Origin of the sequence: Actinokineospora guangxiensis, from assembly GCF_042657845.1 — a bacterium.
GTDB lineage: Bacteria > Actinomycetota > Actinomycetes > Mycobacteriales > Pseudonocardiaceae > Actinokineospora > Actinokineospora guangxiensis.
Genome location: NZ_JBHSKF010000016.1, coordinates 157,603 through 177,364, shown reverse-complemented (window position 1 = coordinate 177,364; position 19,762 = coordinate 157,603). Strand labels below are relative to the sequence as shown.

Annotated in this window: 1 protein-coding gene; it reads right to left on the bottom strand. The window is 77.2% G+C overall.

The genetic code is table 11. The features are described 5' to 3' along the window. Positions 1–7: 7 nt before the first annotated feature. A complete protein-coding gene (locus ACFPM7_RS25430; protein ID WP_378250294.1) occupies positions 8–19,762 on the bottom strand; it encodes an SDR family NAD(P)-dependent oxidoreductase in 19,755 nt (6,584 codons plus the stop codon).

The following is a 19,762-nucleotide window of genomic DNA, read 5'->3' as shown; positions in this document are numbered from 1 at the left end:
CACGGCGTCAGTCGATCCGGAGTTCGTTGTCGATGAAGGCGAAGATCTCCTCGGCGCTGGACCCGCTGATGCGCGAGTCCACCCCCTCCTCGGCCGGGTCGTCGCCGCCCCACTTGAGCAGCAGGGCGCGCAGCCGGTCGGTGATCTCCCTGCGGGCGCCGGGGTCGGGCGCGGCCGCGGTGAGCAGCTTGTCGACCCGGTCGAGCTCGGCGAGCGCGTCCGGCCCGGTGTCGGCGGGGACCAGCTGCTCGGCGAGCAGCGCGGTGACCGCGTCGACGGTGGGGTGGTCGAACACCAGCGTCGCGGGCAGGCGCAGGCCGGAGGCGGCGTCGAGCCGGTTGCGCAGCTCGACGGCGGTCAGCGAGTCGAAGCCCAGCTCGGTGAAGCCGCGCGCCGGGTCGAGGTCGGCCGGGTCGTGGCCGAGCACGGCGGCCACCTGTCCGAGCACCACGGCCCGGATGGCGCCCGCGCGGTCCTCTTCGGACAGCACGGCGAGCTGGGCGGCGAGGTCGGCCGGTGCGGCCTCGGCCGCGGCCCGGCGGGCGGGTCCGCCGACGACCGCCGACAGCAGCGGCGGCACCGGACCGGCGGCGCGCAGCGCGGCGCGGTCCAGGCGCAGGGCGATCGGCACGGCGACGTCGGCGGCGCTCGCCCTGTCGAAGAAGGACAGGCCGTCCTCCGGGCCGATGGCGGGCGTGCCCATGCGGGCCAGCCTGCGCAGGTCGGCCTCGGCCAGGGTGCCGGTCATGCCGGACTCGGCCGACCACGCGCCCCACACGATCGAGCGGCCGGGCAGCCCGGCGGCGCGGCGCAGTTCGGCGATGGCGTCGAGCGCGGCGTTGGCGGCGGCGTAGTTGGCCTGGCCCGCGTTGCCGAAGGTGCCCGCCACCGAGGAGTACAGGACCAGTTCGGCGTCGGGGGCGAGTTCGTGCAGGTGCCAGGCGGCGTCGACCTTGGGCCGCAGCACCGCGTCGACCCGGTCGGCGGTCTGCGCGGCGAGGACGCCGTCGTCGAGGACGCCCGCGGTGTGGATGACGGCGGCGGGCGGGTGCTCGGCCAGCACCGCGGCGAGCGCGGTGCGGTCGGCGGCGTCGCAGGCCGCGACGGTGACCCGCGCGCCCAGGCCCTCCAGCTCGGCGGCCAGTTCGGCCGCGCCGGGCGCGTCGGGGCCGCGCCTGCTGAGGAGGACGAGTTCGCGTGCCCGGCCCTGGGCGGCGAGGTGGCGGGCGAGCAGACCGCCGAGTCCGCCGGTGCCGCCGGTGATGACGACCGGCCCGGTCCAGGGTGCGGGTTCGGCGGTGCTGGGTTCGACCGGCGCGAGCCTGCCGACCAGGACCTCTCCGCCGCGCACGAGGACCTGCGGTTCGTCCACCGACAGGGCGGCTGCGGTGTCCTGCGGGGTGGCGTCGATGAGCTGGAAGCGGCCGGGGTGCTCGGACTGCGCGGCGCGGACCAAGCCCCACGCGGCGGCGAGGGCGATGTCGGTCGTGGCCCCCCGCGTGCGCAAGGCGAGGCGGGTGCCCGCGCAGCGCGGGTCGTCCAGCCAGTCGTGCAGCAGCGCGAGCGTCTCGGTGGTGGCGGCGCGGACGGCGGCCGGCACCGGGCCGTCGGCGGTGATGTCGGCGACGACCACCAAGGGCAGGGCGTCGCGGTCGGCGTCGGCGAGGACCGTCCACTCCGGAGCGGTGCCGGGGGTGGCCGGGGTCCAGCGGACCGCGAACAGCGGGTCGGCCGGGGCGGGCCCGGCCACGGCGGCGGCGCGCAGGGCCAGGGAGCGCACCGTCAGCACCGGGTTGCCCGCAGGGTCGGTGGCGGTGATGGACACCGCGTCGACGCCTGACGGGGCGACTCGCACGCGCAGGTCGGCGGCTCCGGCGGCGTGCAGGGTCGCGCCGTCCCAGAGGAACGGGACCAGCGCGGCCCCGTCGCCGAGGTCGAGCAGGGAGACCGTCTGCAGGGCGGCGTCGAGCAGGGCCGGGTGCAGGCCGAAGGAGCCCGCTGCCGCACGCTGGTCGGTGTCCAGGGCGAGGTCGGCGTACACGGCTCCGTCAGCGCGCCAGGCGGCGCGGACGCCCTGGAACGCCGGGCCGTAGGCGAAGCCGCTGTCGGCGAAGGAGTCGTAGAAGCCGCCGAGGTCGATCGGCTCCGCGCCTGCGGGCGGCCATTCGGCGGGAAGCGCCTGCGGCGGCGTGGTTTCCGGGGTCAGGACGCCGTCGGCGTTGCGGACCCAGTCGGCGTCGGCCGAGGCTCGGGAGTACACGCGCACGGACCGCTCCCCCGCCGCGTCCGGCCCGCCGACGGCCACCTGCACCTGGACACCGCCCTCGGACGGCAGCACCAGCGGCGCGGCCATCGCCAGCTCGCGCACGGCCGGGCAGCCCACCTGGTCACCGGCCCGCACGGCCAGTTCCAGCAGCGCCGCGCCGGGGACGACGGTCGCGCCGAAGAGGGCGTGGTCGGCCAGCCACGGGTGCGACCGGACGCCGAGCCTGCCGGTGGCCAGGTGACCGGCCGAGTCGGGCAGGTCCACGGCCGCGCCGAGCAGCGGGTGCTCGGCCGCGCCCAGCCCGATCGCCGCGGCGTCGCCGGAGGGGGCGACGGCGACGGGCCAGAAGCGGCGGTGCTGGAAGGCGTAGGTGGGCAGGACCGCGCGGCCGGACGAGCCGAACAGCGGGGTCCAGTCGACCGGCACGCCGCTGACGTGCAGCGATCCCAGTCCGGACAGCAGCGCCTCGGGTTCGGGCCGCGAGGAGCGCAGCAGCGGCGTGGACCCGGTCGCCAGCGCGCTGAGCGTGCTGTCCGGCCCGAACTCCACGAACGCCTCCACCCCGTGGTCGGCGCACCAGGCGAGCGCGTCGCCGAAGCGCACGGCCGAGCGGGCGTGCCCGACCCAGTAGTCGACCCAGCGGGCGGCGGTGTCGGGGGTCTGGGCGGCGCCGGTCAGCGTCGACACGATCGGGATGCGGGGCTCGCCGAAGGTCAGCTTGTCCAGCACCGTGCGGAAGTCGGCCAGCATCGGCTCCATCAGTGCCGAGTGGAAGGCGTGGGAGACGCGCAGCGCGCGGACCTTGCGGCCCGCGGCGGCGAACAGGCCGGCGACCTCGCGGACGGCCTCGGCCTCGCCGGAGACGACCACGGACTCCGGGCCGTTGACGGCGGCGATGTCGACCAGCCCGGACAGCGCGGCGGCCACCTCGGCTTCGGTGGCCTGGATCGCGGTCATCGCACCGCCTGCGGGCAGCGCCTGCATAAGCCTGCCCCGGGCGACGACGAGCGCGGCCGCGTCGGCCAGGGAGAGCACGCCGGAGACGTGCGCGGCGGCGATCTCGCCGACCGAGTGCCCCACGAGGAACTCCGGGACCACGCCGAAGGACTCGGCGAGCCGGTACAGCGCGACCTCCAGCGCGAACAGCGCGGGCTGGGCGACCTCCGTGCGCTCCAGCGCGTCAGGGTCGGCGACGGCGGCGCGCAGCGACCAGCCGGACTCGGCGTCCAGCGCGGCGAGGGCGTCGTCGAACGCGGCGGCGAAGGCCGGGAAGGTCTCGGCCAGCTCCAGGCCCATGCCCGCGCGCTGCGAGCCCTGCCCGGCGAACAGCGCGCCCAGGCGCGGGGTGCCGCGCGTGACGCCTTCGACCAGTCCGGCGGCGGGTGCGCCGTCGGCGAGGGCGGCGAGGGCGGCGGGCAGGTCGCCGACGAGGACGGCGCGGTGCTCGAAGGCGGTGCGCTCGACGGCCAGCGTCCTGCCGACGGCGGCGGGGTCGTAGTCGGGGTGGGCGGCCAGGTGGGCGCGCAGGCGGGCGGCCTGGGCGCGCAGCGCGGCGGGCGTCCTGGCCGACAGCGGCCACACGACCGGGCCGTCCTGCTTCGGCGCGGCGGCAGCGGACTCGGCCTGCTCGATGACCACGTGCGCGTTGGTCCCACTGATGCCGAACGAGGACACCCCGGCCCGGCGCGGACGTCCGACCTCGGGCCAGGCGACGGTCTCGGCGACCAGTTCCACGTCGCCCTCGGCCCAGTCGACCTTGCTCGACGGGGTGCCCGCGAACAGCGACCGCGGGACCACCCCGTGCCGCATCGCCTGCACGACCTTGATCACGCCGGCGACCCCGGCTGCGGCCTGGGTGTGGCCCAGGTTGGACTTGACCGACCCGAGCAGCATCGGCCGATCCCGGTCCTGCCCGTAGGCCGCCATGACTGCCTGCGCCTCGATCGGGTCGCCCAGCGTCGTGCCGGTGCCGTGCGCCTCCAGGAGGTCCACATCGGACGGCCGCAGCCCGGCGTTGGCCAGGGCCTGGCGGATCACCCGCTGCTGCGACGGGCCGTTCGGCGCGGTCAGCCCGTTCGACGCGCCGTCCTGGTTCACCGCCGAACCCCGCACCACCGCCAACACCTCGTGCCCGTTGCGGCGCGCGTCCGACAGGCGCTCCAGCACCAGGATGCCCACGCCCTCGGACCAGCCGACGCCGTCGGCGCTGTCGGAGAAGGACTTGCAGCGCCCGTCGGAGGACAGGCCGCGCTGGGCGATGAACTCGGCGAACGGCGTCGGGGTCGCCATCACGGTGACGCCGCCCGCCAGTGCCAGGGTGCACTCCCCCGAGCGCAGCGACTGGGCGGCCAGGTGCAGCGAGACCAGCGACGACGAGCAGGCCGTGTCTACGGTGACGGCCGGCCCCTCCAGGCCGAGGGTGTAGGACACGCGCCCGGAGGCGACGCTGCCCGCGCTGCCGTTGCCCTGGTAGCCGCCGGTCTCCGGGGTGCCGCGCAGCAGCATCCCGTAGTCGCTGTACATGACGCCGACGAACACGCCGGTCCGGCTGCCGCGCAGCGAGCGCGGCTGGACCCCGGCGCGCTCCACGGCCTCCCACGCGGTCTCCAGCAGCAGCCGCTGCTGGGCGTCGGTGGCCAGCGCCTCGCGCGGGCTCATCCCGAAGAAGTCGGCGTCGAAGTCGCCGGCGGTGTGCAGGAAGCCGCCGCGCAGCACGTCGGCGTCGATGTCGAGGTCACCGGCGGCGGCGAGGTCCCAGCCGCGGTCGGCGGGGAAGGCGCTGGTGGCGTCCACGCCGTCGGCGACGAGCCGCCACAGGTCCTCCGGCGTCGCGACCCCGCCCGGGTAGCGGCAGGCCATGCCGACGATGACGATCGGGTCGGTGTCGGAGGACACCGCCGCGACCGGGCCGGCGACCGGGGCGTCCGCCTCGGACACCGAGGCCAGGATGTGCTCGGCGAGGGCCAGCGGGGTCGGGTAGTCGAACACCAGGGTCGCCGGAAGGCGCAGACCCGTGGCGGCGGTGAGGGTGTTGCGCAGTTCCACGGCGGTCAGCGAGTCGAAGCCGATCTCGCTGAACGCGCGCTCGGGGGCGATCTCGGCGGTGCCGGAGTGCCCGAGCACCTGGGCGACCTGGGTGCGGACCTGGTCGAGGACCAGCGCCCTGCGCTCGGCCTCGGACTTCCCGGCCAGCGCCTTGGCCAGCTCGCCCGCGCCCTGCGCGGCGCGGCGGGCGGGGGCGCGGACCAGGCCGCGGAACAGGTGCGGCAGCTCCGGGGCCTGGCGCAGCGTGCCCAGGTCCAGGCGCACCGGCAGCAGCGCGGCGGGGCCGTCGCCGAAGGCGGTGGCATCGAACAGGGCGATGCCCTGCTCCTCGGTCAGCGGCGGCATGCCGGAGCGGGCCATCCTGGCGACGTCGGCCTCCGACAGGGTGCCGGTCATGCCGCTGGTCTGGGCCCACGCGCCCCAGGCCAGCGCCCGGCCCCGGCCGCCGTCGGCGACGCGGCGGGCGGCGAGCGCGTCGAGAGCGGCGTTCGCGGCGGCGTAGTTGCCCTGGCCCGCCGCGCCCATGGTGCCCGCGACGGAGGAGAAGAGGATCAGGTCGGCGTCGGGGGCGAGTTCGTGCAGGTGCCAGGCGGCGTCGACCTTGGGCCGCAGCACGGCGTCGATCCGCTCGGGGGTGAGGGAGGCGATGACGCCGTCGTCCAGGACACCGGCGGTGTGCACGACGGCGGTCAGCGGGTGCGCGGCGACGACGCGGGCGAGGGCGGCGCGGTCGTCCACGGCGCAGCGCACGATGCTGACCTCGGCGCCGAGGTCGGTCAGCGCGCCCGCCAGCTCGGTGGCGCCGGGCGCGTCCGGGCCGCGGCGGGAGGCCAGCACGATCCGGCGCACGCCGTGCTCGGCGACGAGCCTGCGCGCGACCAGCGAGCCGAGGCCGCCGGTGCCGCCGGTGACCAGCACCGCGCCTTCGGGGTCCCATGTGGAGGGTTCGGGCTGGAGGCGGACCCTGGCCAGCCGGGGCGCGGTGCCCCTGCCGTCGCGGACGGCCAGCTGCGGCTCCCCGGTGGCGACCAGGGCGGGCAGCGCGGCGGCCGAACGGCCGTCGAGGTCGGACAGGTCGGCCAGCACGACGCGGCCGGGGTTCTCCGACTGGGCGGAGCGGGCCAGGCCCCACCCGGCGGCCAGCGCCGGGTCGACGGCCGGGCTCTCGACCGCGCCGGAGGTCACCAGGACCAGGCGCGCGGCGGCGAAGCGCTCGTCGGCCAGCCAGGTCTGCAACAGCGCCAGCACGCGGCCGGTCACCTCGCGGACCGCCTCGGGCAGCGCGCCGTCGGCGGCGGCGACCGGCAGGTACACCGTGGGCGCGCCCACGGCGGCGTCGAGGTCGGCGACCGAGGGCAGGCCGAGGCCCGGGATCTCGCCGACGACCACGCCGGGGCCGGGCTCGGCCGGGGCGACGGCGACCCACTCGACGCCGAAGACCGCGTCGCGGGCGGCGGAGGCGCCCACCTGGTCGGCGGCCAGGGCGCGCAGCACCAGCGAGTCGACGGTGGCGACCGGCGCGCCGGTCGGGTCGGCGACGGTCAGCGAGACCGCCGACGGACCGGCCGGGGCCAGCCGCACGCGCAGCGCCGAGGCGCCCTCCGCGTGCAGGGTCGCGCCCCGCCAGGAGAACGGGAGCCTGCCGCCGGAGAGGCCGGAGTCACCGCCGACGAAGCCGACGGCCTGCAGCGCGGCGTCCAGCAGCGCGGGGTGCAGGCCGAAGGCTCCGGCGGCGGCGCGGTGCTCCTCGGGCAGCGCGGTCTCGGCGAACACCTCGTCCCCGCGCCGCCACACCGCGGCCAGGCCCTGGAAGACCGGTCCGTAGGCGAAGCCGTCGGCGGCGGCGCGCTCGTAGAAGCCGTCGAGGTCGACGGGCTCGGCACCGGCGGGTGGCCACTGCCCGCCGAGCCCGGCGGCCGGGCCGGGCTCGGGGGTGGCCGTGCCGGTGGCGTTGCGGGTCCACGGGCCGTCCGCGTCGTGTCGTGAGTGGACGGTCACCGGGCGCGCGCCCGCGGCGTCGGCGGCGCCGAGGCAGACCTGCACGCGCACGGCGGTGTTCTCGGGCAGCACCAGCGGCTGCTCCAGGGTCAACTCGTCCACCCGGGGGCAGCCCGCGTGCTCGGCGGCGCGGCCGACGAGGTCGAGCAGCGCGGTGCCGGGCACGACCACCGCGCCCAGCACGGCGTGGTCGGCCAGCCACGGCTGCACCTCGGTGGACAGGCTGCCGGTGAACAGCCAGCCGCCGGTCTCGGTCAGCTCGACGGCGGCGGCCAGCAGCGGGTGCCCGGCCGGGCCGAGGCCGAGCGCGTCGAGCCCACCGGACATCAGGCGCAGGCCCTGCGGCCAGTAGTGGCGGTGCTCGAAGGCGTAGGTGGGCAGGTCGACGCGCCGGGCTCCGGTGCCGTCGAAGAACGCCGACCAGCGCACGGGCGCTCCGGCGACGGCGAGCGCGCTCAGCGCGGCGACGGCGGCGGACTCCTCGTCGCGGTGGCGGCGCTGCACGGGCACGACGGTGACGGCTGTCTCGCCCGCCGTGTCGGTCGCCGCCGCGGCGAGGGAGCCGTCCGGCCCGATCTCGACCAGCGTGCCGACGCCGTTGCCGACCAGCCACGCCACGGCGTCGGCGAAGCGGACGGCGGAGCGGACCTGGTCGACCCAGTAGTCCGGCGAGCACAACTCCTCGGCCGCGGCGGGCAGGCCGGTCACGGTGGACACGATCGGGATGGTCGGCGGGGTGTAGGCGAGCCCGGCGGCGATCTCGCGGAAGTCGGCGAGCATCGGCTCCATGAGCGCGGAGTGGAAGGCGTGGCTGACCCGCAGCCTGGTCGTCTTCCACGGCATCGTCTCGGCGGCGGCCAGCACCGCTTCCTCGGGCCCGGCGATGACGACCGCGCGCGGGGCGTTGACCGCGGCGATTTCCACCCCGTCGGGCAGCAGGGCGGCGATGTCGTCCTCGGGCGCGGCGACGGCGACCATGGCCCCGCCCCCGGGCAGCGCGCCCATCAGCCTGCCGCGGGCGACGACCAGCGCGGCGGCGTCGGCCAGCGACAGCACCCCGGCCACGTGCGCGGCGGCGATCTCGCCGACCGAGTGCCCCACCAGGTGGTCGGGCCGCACACCCCAGGACCGGACGAGGCGGAACAGCGCCACCTCGACGGCGAACAGCGCGGGCTGGGTGTAGGCGGTGTCGTGCAGCAGGTCGGCGTCCGGCTCGTCGGCGGCGGCGAACAGGATCTCGCGCAGCGGCCGGTCGAGTTCGGCGTCCACGGCGGCGATCGCCTCGTCCAGCGCGGCGGCGAAGACGGGGAAGCGGGCGGCCAGCTCGCGGCCCATGCCCGCGCGCTGGCTGCCCTGCCCGGCGAACAGGAACCCGGTCCTGGTGCGCCGGGTGATGCCCACCGACGCGCCTTGGGCGTGGCCGCCCGCGGCGAGCGCGGTCAGCGCGCCGAGCGCGTCGGCGCGGGTGGCGGCGGTGATCGCGGCGCGGTGCTCGAAGTGCGCGCGGGTGGTCGCCAGCGAGAAGGCGACGTCGAGCAGGTTCGCGGACGCCGGGTCGGAGCCGTCGAGGTGGTCGAGCAGGCGGGCGGCCTGCCCGCGCAGCGCGGCGGCGGTCTTGGCCGTCAGCAGCAGCGGCAGGTGCCCGGGGGCGGTCCCGGCGGCGGGCGCGGGCTCGTCGGGGGCCTGCTCGATGATGGCGTGCGCGTTGGTGCCCGAGATGCCGAAGGACGACACCCCGGCGCGGCGCGGGCGGCCGGTCTCCGGCCACGCCCGCGACTCGGCGAGCAGGGCGACGTGGCCTTCGGTCCAGTCGACGTGCGAGGACGGCTCGCCCAGGTGCAGCGAGCGCGGGGCGACGCCATGGCGCATGGCCTGCACGACCTTGATCACGCCCGCCACGCCCGCGGCGGCCTGGGTGTGGCCCAGGTTGGACTTGATGGAGCCCAGCAGCAGCGGCACCTCGCGGTCCTGGCCGTAGGTGGCCAGCACGGCTTGGGCCTCGATCGGGTCGCCCAGCGTCGTGCCGGTGCCGTGCGCCTCGACCAGGTCCACCTCCGAGGTCGAGAGGCCCGCGCTGGCCAGCGCGGCCCGGATGACGCGCTGCTGCGCGGGGCCGTTGGGCGCGGTGAGGCCGTTGGACGCGCCGTCCTGGTTGATCGCCGAGCCGCGCACGACGGCCAGCACGCGGTGGCCGTTGCGGCGGGCGTCGGACATCCGCTCCAGCACGAGCATGCCGACGCCCTCGGCCCAGCCGACGCCGTCCGCGCTGTCGGAGAAGGACTTGCAGCGCCCGTCGGCGGAGATGGCGCGCTGGCGGGAGTAGTCGACGAACACGTTCGGCGTCGACATGACGGTCGCGCCGCCGGCCAGCGCCATGTCGCACTCGCCGTTGCGCAGCGCCTGCGCGGCCAGGTGCAGGGTCACCAGCGACGACGAGCAGGCCGTGTCGACGGTGATCGCCGGGCCTTCCAGGCCGAGGGTGTAGGCGACGCGGCCGGAGGCGACGCTGCCGCCGCTGCCGTTGCCCTGGTAGCCCTCCGCGTCGGAAGCGCCGAACAGGGTGAAGGTGTAGTCGCTGTACATGATGCCGACGAACACGCCGGTGCGGCTGCCGCGCAGCTCGGCCGGGTCGATGCCGGCGCGCTCGACGGCCTCCCACGACGCCTCCAGCAGCAGCCGCTGCTGGGAGTCGGTCGCCATCGCCTCGCGCGGGCTCATGCCGAAGAACGCGGCGTCGAACTCGGGGGCCTCGTGCAGGAAGCCGCCTTCGCGGCTGTAGGAGGTGCCCGGGTTGTTCGGGTCGGGGTGGTAGAGCCCCTCGACGTCCCAGCCGCGGTCGGTGGGGAAGGTGGTGACCGCGTCCACGCCGTCGGTCACCGCCCGCCACAGGTCCTCCGGGGAGCGGATGCCGCCGGGGTAGCGGCAGCCCATGCCGACGATGACGATCGGGTCGTCGGCGGCCACGCGCGCGGTGGTCCCCGCGGCGGGAGACTCGGCGAGCGAGCCCAGCAGCTCCCCGCCGAGGTAGGCGGCGAGGGCGGCCGGGGTCGGGTAGTCGAAGACGAGGGTGGCCGGCAGGCGCAGACCGGTGGCGGCGTTGAGGCGGTTGCGCAGGTCCACCGAGGTCAGCGAGTCGAAGCCGAGTTCGGTGAAGGGCCGCTCGGGGTCGACGGCGTCGGTGCCCGCGTGGCCGAGAACGACGGCGACCTGGCCGGCGACGATCTCGGCGAGCGCGCCCTCGCGCTCGTCCTCGGGCAGCGCCGACAGCGCGTCGGACAGCGCGCGGGCGGCGTCGGAGGTGGCCTTGGCGGCCGAGCGGCGCACGGCGGGCACGAGGCCGCGCAGCATCGACGGCACCTCGAACTGCCCGCGCAGCACGGCGAGGTCCAGGTGCAGCGGGGCGACGACCGGCTCGGCGGTGGCGACGGCGGCGTCGAAGAGGGCGAGGCCGGTCTCGGTGGGCATGGCGGGCATGCCGGAGCGGGCCATGCGGGCCATGTCGGCCGCGGTGAGCGTGCCGGTGAGGCCGCCGTCCTGGGCCCACGGCCCCCAGACCAGCGCCTGCCCGGCGCGGCCCTCGGCGGCGCGGTGGTGCATGAGGGCGTCGACCCAGGAGTTGGCGGCGGCGTAGTTGGCCTGGCCGGGGCTGCCGAGTGTGCCGGAGACCGAGGAGTAGGCCAGGAACGCGGTCAGGTCGAGGTCGGCGGTCGCGGTGTGCAGGCTCCAGGCGACGTCGACCTTGGGCCGCAGCACCCCGGACATCCGCTCGGCGTCCAAAGAGGTCAGGACACCGTCGTCCAGGACACCGGCGGCGTGCACGACCGCGCCGACCGGCGGCTCGGCCGCCGCGACGAGCGCGCGGGTGGCGTCGGGGTCGGCGAGGTCGCAGGCGGCGACGGTGACCCGCGCGCCCAGCTCGCCCAGTTCGGCGACCAGCTCGGCCACACCGTCGGCGCTGTGCCCGCGCCTGCTGGCCAGCAGCAGCTCGCGGGCGCCGTGCTGGGTGACGAGGTGGCGGGCCAGCATCGCGCCGAGCCCGCCGGTGCCGCCCGCGAGCAGCACGGTGCGGTCGGGGTCGACCAGCGGCCACTCGCGCTGCCCGGCGTCGGCGGGGACGCGGGCCAGGCGGGGCACCAGGACCTTGCCGCCGCGGACGGCGACCTGCGGCTCGTCCACCGACAGCGCGGCGGCCAAGTCGGTCTCCGGGGCCCCGTCTTCCAGGTCGACGATGCGGAAGCGGCCGGGCTCCTCCTGCTGGGCGGAGCGGACCAGGCCCCAGGCCGCCGTCGCGGCGAGGTCGGCGACCGGCTCGCCCGGCAGGCCGGCCGCGCCGGTGGTGATGAACACCAGTCGGGCCTCGGCGGCCCGGGTGCGGGAGATCCACTCCTGGCACAGCCGCAGCACCCGCGCGCTCAGCGCGTGCGTGGCGGCGACCGGGTCATCGGAGCGGCCGTCGAGCAGGACCGCGACGGTGTCATCGACTTCGGACAGATCGAGGTCGGCGCCCGCGGTCGGCGGGAGGTCGGCTCCGGTGGCCGCGACCTCGATCCAGTCGACGCGCAGCACGGGGTCGAGCGCCGCGGCCGGGGCCTCGATGCCCGCGACCGGGCGCAGGGTGAGCGAGTCCAGGGTCGCGACCGGCTCGCCGTCGGTGTCGAAGACGGCGATGGCGACCGAGTCCGGCCCGGTGGGGGTCATCCGCACGCGCACGGCGGAGGCGCCGGAGGCGTGCAGGGTCACCCCGGACCACGAGAACGGGAGCCTGCCGCCGGTGTCGGCGGGCAGGGCGAACGCGGCGGCGTGCTGCACGGCGTCGAGGACGGCCGGGTGCAGGCCGAAGGCGGCCGCGTCGGCCTGGGCGGGGGTGTCGGGCAGGGCGACCTCGGCGAGCACGTCGCCGCCGCGCCGCCACGCCGCGGTGAGGCCCTGGAAGCCGGGGCCGTAGCCGAAGCCGCCGGAGGACAGGCCGTCGTAGAAGCCGTCGATGCCGATGGGCTCGGCGTCGGCGGGCGGCCAGGCCGCCTCGGTCGGGGCGGGGGTTCCGGCGTCGGCGGCGAGGACGCCGTCGGCGTGGCGGGTCCACGGGGTGGCGCCGTCCTGCGGGCGGGCGTGCACGCTGAACGGGCGGGTGCCGTCACCGGCGTCCGGGCCGACGGCGACCTGCACGTGCACGCGCCCGGTCGGCGGCAGCACGAGCGGGCTGTGCAGGGTCAGCTCCTCGACCCGGCCGCACCCGGCCTCGTCGGCGGCGCGGATGGCGAGTTCGAGGTAGGCGGTGCCGGGCAGCACGACCGCGCCCATCACCGCGTGGTCGGCCAGCCAGGCGTTCCCGGCCACCGACAGGCCGCTGGTGAAGATCAGCGTGCCGGAGTCGGGCAGGTCGACGGCCGCGCCGAGCAGCGGGTGCTCGGCCGGGCGCAGACCGGCGGCGGTGACGTCGCCCGCGGTGAGGTCGATGCCGTCGGGCCAGTAGCGGGTGGTCTGGAACGGGTAGGTCGGCAGCGGGACGCGGCGTGCTCCCGTGCCGTCGAACAGCGCGGCGAGCCGGACCGGCGCGCCCGCGGTGTGCAGGCGGGCGACAGCCTCGACCAGCGCGGTCTCCTCGTCGTCGCCGCGCTGGGTGGCCACGGCGGTCGCGTCGGGGGCGCTCTGCTGCGCGCCCGCGGCGAGCGCGCCGTCCGGGCCGACCGCGACGAACAGGGTCGCGCCGCGCTCGGCGGCCGCGGTGACGGCGGCGGCGAAGCGGACCGGCTCGCGGACCTGGCGCACCCAGTACTCGGCGGTGTCGAACGCGGCGTCCCCGCCGGTCACCGTCGAGACGATCGGCACCACGGGGGCGTGGTACTCCACTGTGGACGCGACGGCGCGGAAGGCCGCCAGCATCGGGTCCATCAGCGGGGTGTGGAAGGCGTGGCTGACGCGCAGCCGCTTGGTGCGGTGGCCGGCGTCGGCCAGGGCAGCGGCGGCGGCCAGCACCTCGGTCTCGGGACCGGCCAGCACACAGGCGGCGGGGCCGTTGACGGCGGCGACGACGACGCCGTCGGGCAGCTCGCCCACGTCGGCCTCGGCAACGCCGACGGCGACCATCGCCCCGCCGGTCGGCAGCGCACCCATGAGCGCGCCGCGGGCGACGACGAGCTTGGCGGCGTCGGGCAGGGAGAACACGCCCGCGACGTGCGCGGCGGCGATCTCGCCGACGGAGTGCCCGACCAGCAGGTCCGGCCGCACCCCCCAGGACTCCAGCAGCGCGTGCAGCGCGACCTCGAAGGCGAACAGCGCCGGCTGGGCGTTCTCGGTACGGGTGAGGTCGCCGTCGAGTGCCTCGCGCAGCGCGAAGCCCTCGGCGGCCAGCGCGTCGCCGACCGCGTGGTAGGCGGCGGCGAAGACCGGGTAGCGGGCCGCCAGCTCCAGGCCCATGCGGGCGCGCTGGGCGCCCTGCCCGGAGAACAGGGCGGCGGTGCGGGGGCGTCCGCGCACCGGGTCCGCGCCCGGTCCCTCCTCAGCGACGCGGCGCAGCCCGGCGATGGCCTGCGCGGTGTCGGCGGCGGTCACGGCCGCGCGGTGCGGGAACGCCGAGCGCAGGGTCAACGAGTGGGCGAGGTCGAGCGGCGCCAGGTCGGGGTGCGCGTCCAGGTGGTCGGCCAGGCGGGCGGCCAGGTCGCGCAGCGCGGCCGGGGTCTTGGCCGAGAGCGCCAGCGCGACGGCGGCGGGCACGGTCGGTTCGGCGGTTTCGGGCAGCTCCGGCGGTTCGGCGGCGGGGGGCTGCTCGATGATGACGTGCGCGTTGGTCCCGCTGACGCCGAAGGACGACACGCCGGCACGGCGCGGCGTCGCGGTCTCCGGCCATGGCCGCGCCTCGGTGAGCAGGTCGATCGACCCGGCCGTCCAGTCGACGTGCGTGGACGGCTTGTCGATGTGCAGGGTGCGCGGCAGCTCGCCCTCGCGCATCGCCAGGATGACCTTGATGACGCCCGCGACGCCTGCCGCGGCCTGGGAGTGGCCGATGTTGGACTTGATGGACCCCAGCAGCAGCGGCCGGTCGCGGTCCTGGCCGTAGGTGGCCAGCAGCGCCTGGGCCTCGATCGGGTCGCCCAGCGTCGTGCCGGTGCCGTGCGCCTCGACGGCGTCCACCTCGGAGGCTTCGAGGCCGGCGTCGGCGAGCGCGGCGCGGATGACGCGCCGCTGCGACGGCCCATTGGGCGCGGTCAGGCCGTTGGACGCGCCGTCCTGGTTGACCGCCGAGCCCTTGACCACGGCCAGCACCTCGTGCCCGTTGCGGCGGGCCTGCGACAGCCGCTCCAGCACCAGCACGCCGACGCCCTCGGACCAGCCGACCCCGTCGGCTGCGTCGGCGAAGGCCTTGCAGCGCCCGTCGCCGGACACCGCGCCGTTCTCGCTGAACTCGATGAACCCGGCCGGGGTCGCCATGACCATCACGCCGCCCGCCAGCGCCAGCGAGCACTCGCCGCGGCGCAGCGCGCCCGCCGCGATGTGCAGGGCGACCAGCGACGAGGAGCACGCCGTGTCGACGGTGACGGCCGGGCCTTCCAGCCCGAGCACGTAGGACAGCCGCCCGGACAGCACGCTGGCCGAGTTGCCGCTGTTGAGGTAGCCCAGCACCTCGCCGCGGGCGTGCGCGGCGACGCCGGCGTAGTCCTGCCCGCTGGTGCCGATGTAGACGCCGGTGTCGTGCCCGCGCAGGGTGGCCGGGTCGATGCCCGCGCGCTCCAGCGACTCCCAGGCGACCTCCAGCAGCTGGCGCTGCTGCGGGTCCATGGCCAGCGCCTCGCGCGGGGAGATCTCGAAGAAGGCGGCGTCGAACTCGGCGACGTCGTCGAGGAAGGCGCCCTGGCGGGTGCGGGAGCTGCCGAAACCGCTGTCGGCGTTGAGGGCGGCCAGGTCCCAGCCGCGGTCGGCGGGGAAGTCGCCGACGCCGTCGCGGCCCTCGGCCAGCAGCGTCCACAGGTCCTCGGGCGTGCGCACGCCGCCGGGGTAGCGGCAGGCCATGCCGACAATCACCACCGGGTCGGCGGGGTCGCCGTCCGTGGCGTCCCGGCCGCCGGTCACGGCGCGGACGAAGGTCTCGCCGCCGCCGACCAGCTCGGCGAGCAGGTGCGCGGCGAGCCCGGCCGGGGTCGGGTAGTCGAAGACGAGGGTGGCGGGCAGGGTGAGGCCGGTCAGCGCGCCGAGGCCGTTGCGCAGCTCGACGGCGGTGAGGGAGTCGACGCCGAGGTCGCGGAAGGGGCGGTCGGCGTCGATGGCGGCCGGGTCGGCGTGGCGCAGGACCGACGCGGCGACGGTGCGCACGGCGTCGAGGACGGCCTCGGCGCGGTCGGCCTCGGCGAGACCGACGAGCCGGTCGCGCAGGGCGGAGGCGACCGCGGCGGAGCCCTGGCGGTCGGCGTCGGCGGCGGTGGCGGCCCGGTGGGCGGCGGGCAGGTCGGCGACCAGCGGCACCGGCCTGCTGAGCAGCGCCATGTCCAGGAACGCGGGCCAGTCGACCGCGGCGACCACCAGATCGCCGTCGCCGCGGCGCAGCGCGGTCCACGCGGTGTCGGCCTCGACCGGGGTGACGCCGCGGCCGAAGGGCTCGGGGTCGCCCGCCAGGTCCCAGGGGCCGGAGGCGATGACGCGGGCGGGCAGGCCCTCGGCGCGGCGGCGGGCGGCGACGGCGGCCAGCGCGGCGTGCGCGGCGGAGTGGGCGGCGCGGCCGAGGACGCCGACCGCGCCCGCGAAGGAGGAGAGCAGCAGCAGCGGCACGGGTGCCGGGATCGCGGCGTGCAGGACCGCCGCGCTGGTCGCTACCGACTGGGCGGCGGCGAGGTGGTCGGCGTCGGCGGTGTCGATCACCTTGTCCGCCGCCTTGTCCGCCGCCTTGTCCGCACTGGCGGCGACAGCGTGCACGACGGCAACGAGGTCGGGGATGTCGGCGACGAGGGCGGCGACGGCGGCCGGGTCGGTGAGGTCGCAGGCGGTACCGGTGAGGCCGTCCTCGGCGTGCCCGGTGCGGGAGGCGAGCACGACGCGGTGGGCCCCGTCGCGCAGCAGCATCCGGGCGACGGCGTGCCCGACGCGGCCCGCGCCCGCGACGAGAACGGTGCCCTCCGCGCCGAGCGGGGACTCCGGCTCATCGCCGTCGGGAGCCGAGTGCAGACGGCGGGCGAACGCGCCGTCGGCGCTCAGGCGCAGTTCTTCCTCCCCCGAGGCGAAGGCGGCCGGGAGGGCAGCGGGGTCGGCTGCGGGGTCGGACAGGTCGACCAGTCCGCCCCAGCGGGTGGGGTGCTCCAGCGCGGCGACGCGGCCGAAGCCCCAGACGGCGGCCTGGGCGGGATCGGTCTCGGCGTCGGTCGTGGCGCACCACAGGGGGGCGTCGACGCCGAGGTCGCCGAGCGCCTGGAGGAGGGCGGCGGCGGTGGGCAGAGACGGGGTCAGCGCCAGGACTCCCGCGTAGACCGTGCCGTCGAGGAGGGCGGGGCGCAGGTCGTCGGCGACGCCTCGGCGGTCGGTCGCCGTGGTGGCGACGGTGGCGACCGCGCCGATGGCGGCGGCGATCGCGCTCGCCTCGCCCTCGGGCAGCACGAGCAGCCAGGGGCCTGCCGGGGCGGCGTCGGGCAGGGAGACCGGGGACCAGACGGCACGGTAGCGCAGCCCGTCGGTGATGAACCGCTCGCGGCGGCGGCGTCGCCACGCGGCGAGCGCGGGCACGACGGTGCCGAGGGAGTCGCCGTCCACGCGCAGGTCGGCGGCGAGGGTGTCGAGGTCGCCGGAGTCGACCGCGGCCCAGAAGCCCGCGTCGGCGGGGTCGCCTACCGGGCCGTCGGGGGTGCGCGGCCAGAAGCGCTCACGCTGGAACGGATAGCCGGGCAGGTCGGCGTGCGCCGGCGGCAGCACGGCGGAGAAGTCCACCGGCGCGCCCGCCACGTGCAGGTGGGCCAGGGCGGTGGTGACGGCCTCGTCCTCGCCGCGGTCGCGGCGCAGCACCGCCACCGCGGCGGCGCGGCCCGCGCTCGCCTCGATGTGCGGGGTCAGCGAGCCGTCCGGGCCGATCTCGGCGACGGCGGTGACCCCGGCCGCGGCCAGCCAGGCGACGGCGTCGGCGAAGCGCACGGTGGCGCGCACCTGGCCGACCCAGTACTCCGCACTGTCCATAGTGGACGGCTCACCGGTGACGGTGGAGACGATGGGGATCTGGGGGGCGGCGTAGACCAGATCGGCGGCGACCTCGCGGAACTCCGCGAGCATCGGGTCCATCAGCGGCGAGTGGAAGGCATGGCTGACCCGCAGCCGCTTGCCCTTGCCGAGCCGCGCGACGGCGGCGTCCACATCGGCCTCCGGACCGGCGAGCACGACCGACTCCGGGCCGTTGACGGCGGCCAGCGCGACCCCGCCGCCGAGCACCGGCCGGACCTCCTCCTCCGAGGCCCGCACGGCCACCATCGCGCCGCCGGGGGGCAGCGCGCGCATCAGCCTGCCGCGCGCGCTGACCAGGCGGGCCGCGTCGGGCAGCGTCAGCACGCCCGCGACGTGCGCGGCGGCGATCTCGCCGATGGAGTGCCCGACGAGGTAGTCCGGGCGCACGCCCCAGGACTCCAGCAGGCGGAACAGCGCGACCTCGACGGCGAACAGGGCGGGCTGCGTGTGGTCGGTGGAGTCCAGCAGGGCGGACTCAGGCGTGCCTGCGTCGGCGAACAGCGCCGTCCGCACACCGGGGTCCAGCAGGTCGAGGACGGCGTCGAGCGCGTCGGCGAAGACCCGATGGCGGCCGTGCAGCTCGCGGCCCATCCCGGCGCGCTGCGCGCCCTGCCCGGCGAAGGCGAACGCCAGCCCGCCGCGCCCGGCGACCCCGGTCCTGGGCCCCGGCAGCCCGGCCGCGACCGCGTCCAGGCCCGCCAGGAGCCCCTGGCGGTCGGTGGCGACGACAGCCGCGCGGCGCTCCAGCCCGGCCCGGCTGCGCGCCGCGGCGGCGGCCACCGCGGTCGGCGACCCGGACGCCAGCGCGTCCCGCAGCCCGGCCGCCCGCGCCCGCAGCGCGGCGTCGGTGCGCGCGGCGAAGACCAGCGGGACGACCTGGGCTTCGACGACCTCCGGCTGATCGTCGTGCGGGGCCTGCTCGATGATCACGTGGGCGTTGGTGCCGCTGAGCCCGAACGACGACACACCCGCCCGCCGGGTCCGCTCCCCCGGCTCCCACCCGACCGCCTCGGTGGCCAGCCGCACGGTCCCCGCCGACCAGTCGACGGCCGTGGTGGGCGTGCCGACGTGCAGCGTGGCGGGCAGCCGGTTGTGCCCCAGGGCGAGGATCACCTTCAGCACCCCGGCCACACCGGCGGCGGCCTGGGTGTGCCCCAGGTTCGACTTCACCGAGCCGAGCAGCAGCGGCCGCTCCCGGCCGACGCCGTAGGTGGCCAGCAGCGCTTGGGCCTCGATCGGGTCGCCCAGCGCGGTGCCCGTGCCGTGCGCCTCAACGACGTCCACATCGGACGGCCCGATTCCGGCGGACTCCAGCGCCTGCCAGATGACCCGCCGCTGGGCGGGGCCGTTGGGCGCGGTGAGGCCGTTGGAGGCGCCGTCGGAGTTGACCGCCGACCCGCTCAGCACGGCCAGCACGCGGTGACCGCGCGCCCGCGCGTCGGAGAGCCGCTCCAGCACGAGCACGCCGACGCCCTCGGACCAGCCGGTGCCGTCGGCTCCCTCGGCGAACGCCTTGCAGCGCCCGTCCTCGGCGAGCCCGCCCTGGCGCAGGAACTCCACGAACGCCCCGGGCGAGGACATGACCGTCACGCCGCCGGCGATGGCGACGCCGCACTCCCCCTTGCGCAGGGCGTGCGCCGCCCAGTGCAGCGCGACCAGCGACGACGAGCACGCCGTGTCCACGGTGACCGCGGGGCCTTCCAGGCCCAGCGCGTAGGCGACGCGGCCGGACAGCACGCTCGCCGCGCTGCCGGTGCCGATGTGCCCGCCGACGTCCTCGCCGGAGGCGTGCACGATGTGGCCGTACTCCTGGCCGTTGGTGCCGACGAACACCCCGGTGTCGCTGCCGCGCAGCCCGACCGGGTCGATGCCCGCCCGCTCGACGGCCTCCCACGCGGTCTCCAGCAGGACGCGCTGCTGCGGGTCCATGGCCAGCGCCTCGCGCGGGGAGATGCCGAAGAAGTCGGCGTCGAAGTCGGCGGCGTCGGCGAGGAAGCCGCCGTGCGCGGTGATCCGCGGGCCCAGCGCGGCCAGGTCCCAGCCGCGGTCGGCCGGGAACCCGGTGACCGCGTCGCGGCCGTCGGCGAGCAGCTCCCACAGCGCGTCGGGGGTGTCGACCCCGCCGGGGAAGCGGCAGGCCATACCCACCACGGCGATCGGCTCCCGCGCGGCGGCGGTGGCCTCGTCAAGCTGCCTGCGGGTGTCGCGCAGGTCGGCGGTGGCCCGCTTCAGGTACCCGAGGAGCTTCTCTTCGCTGGCCAC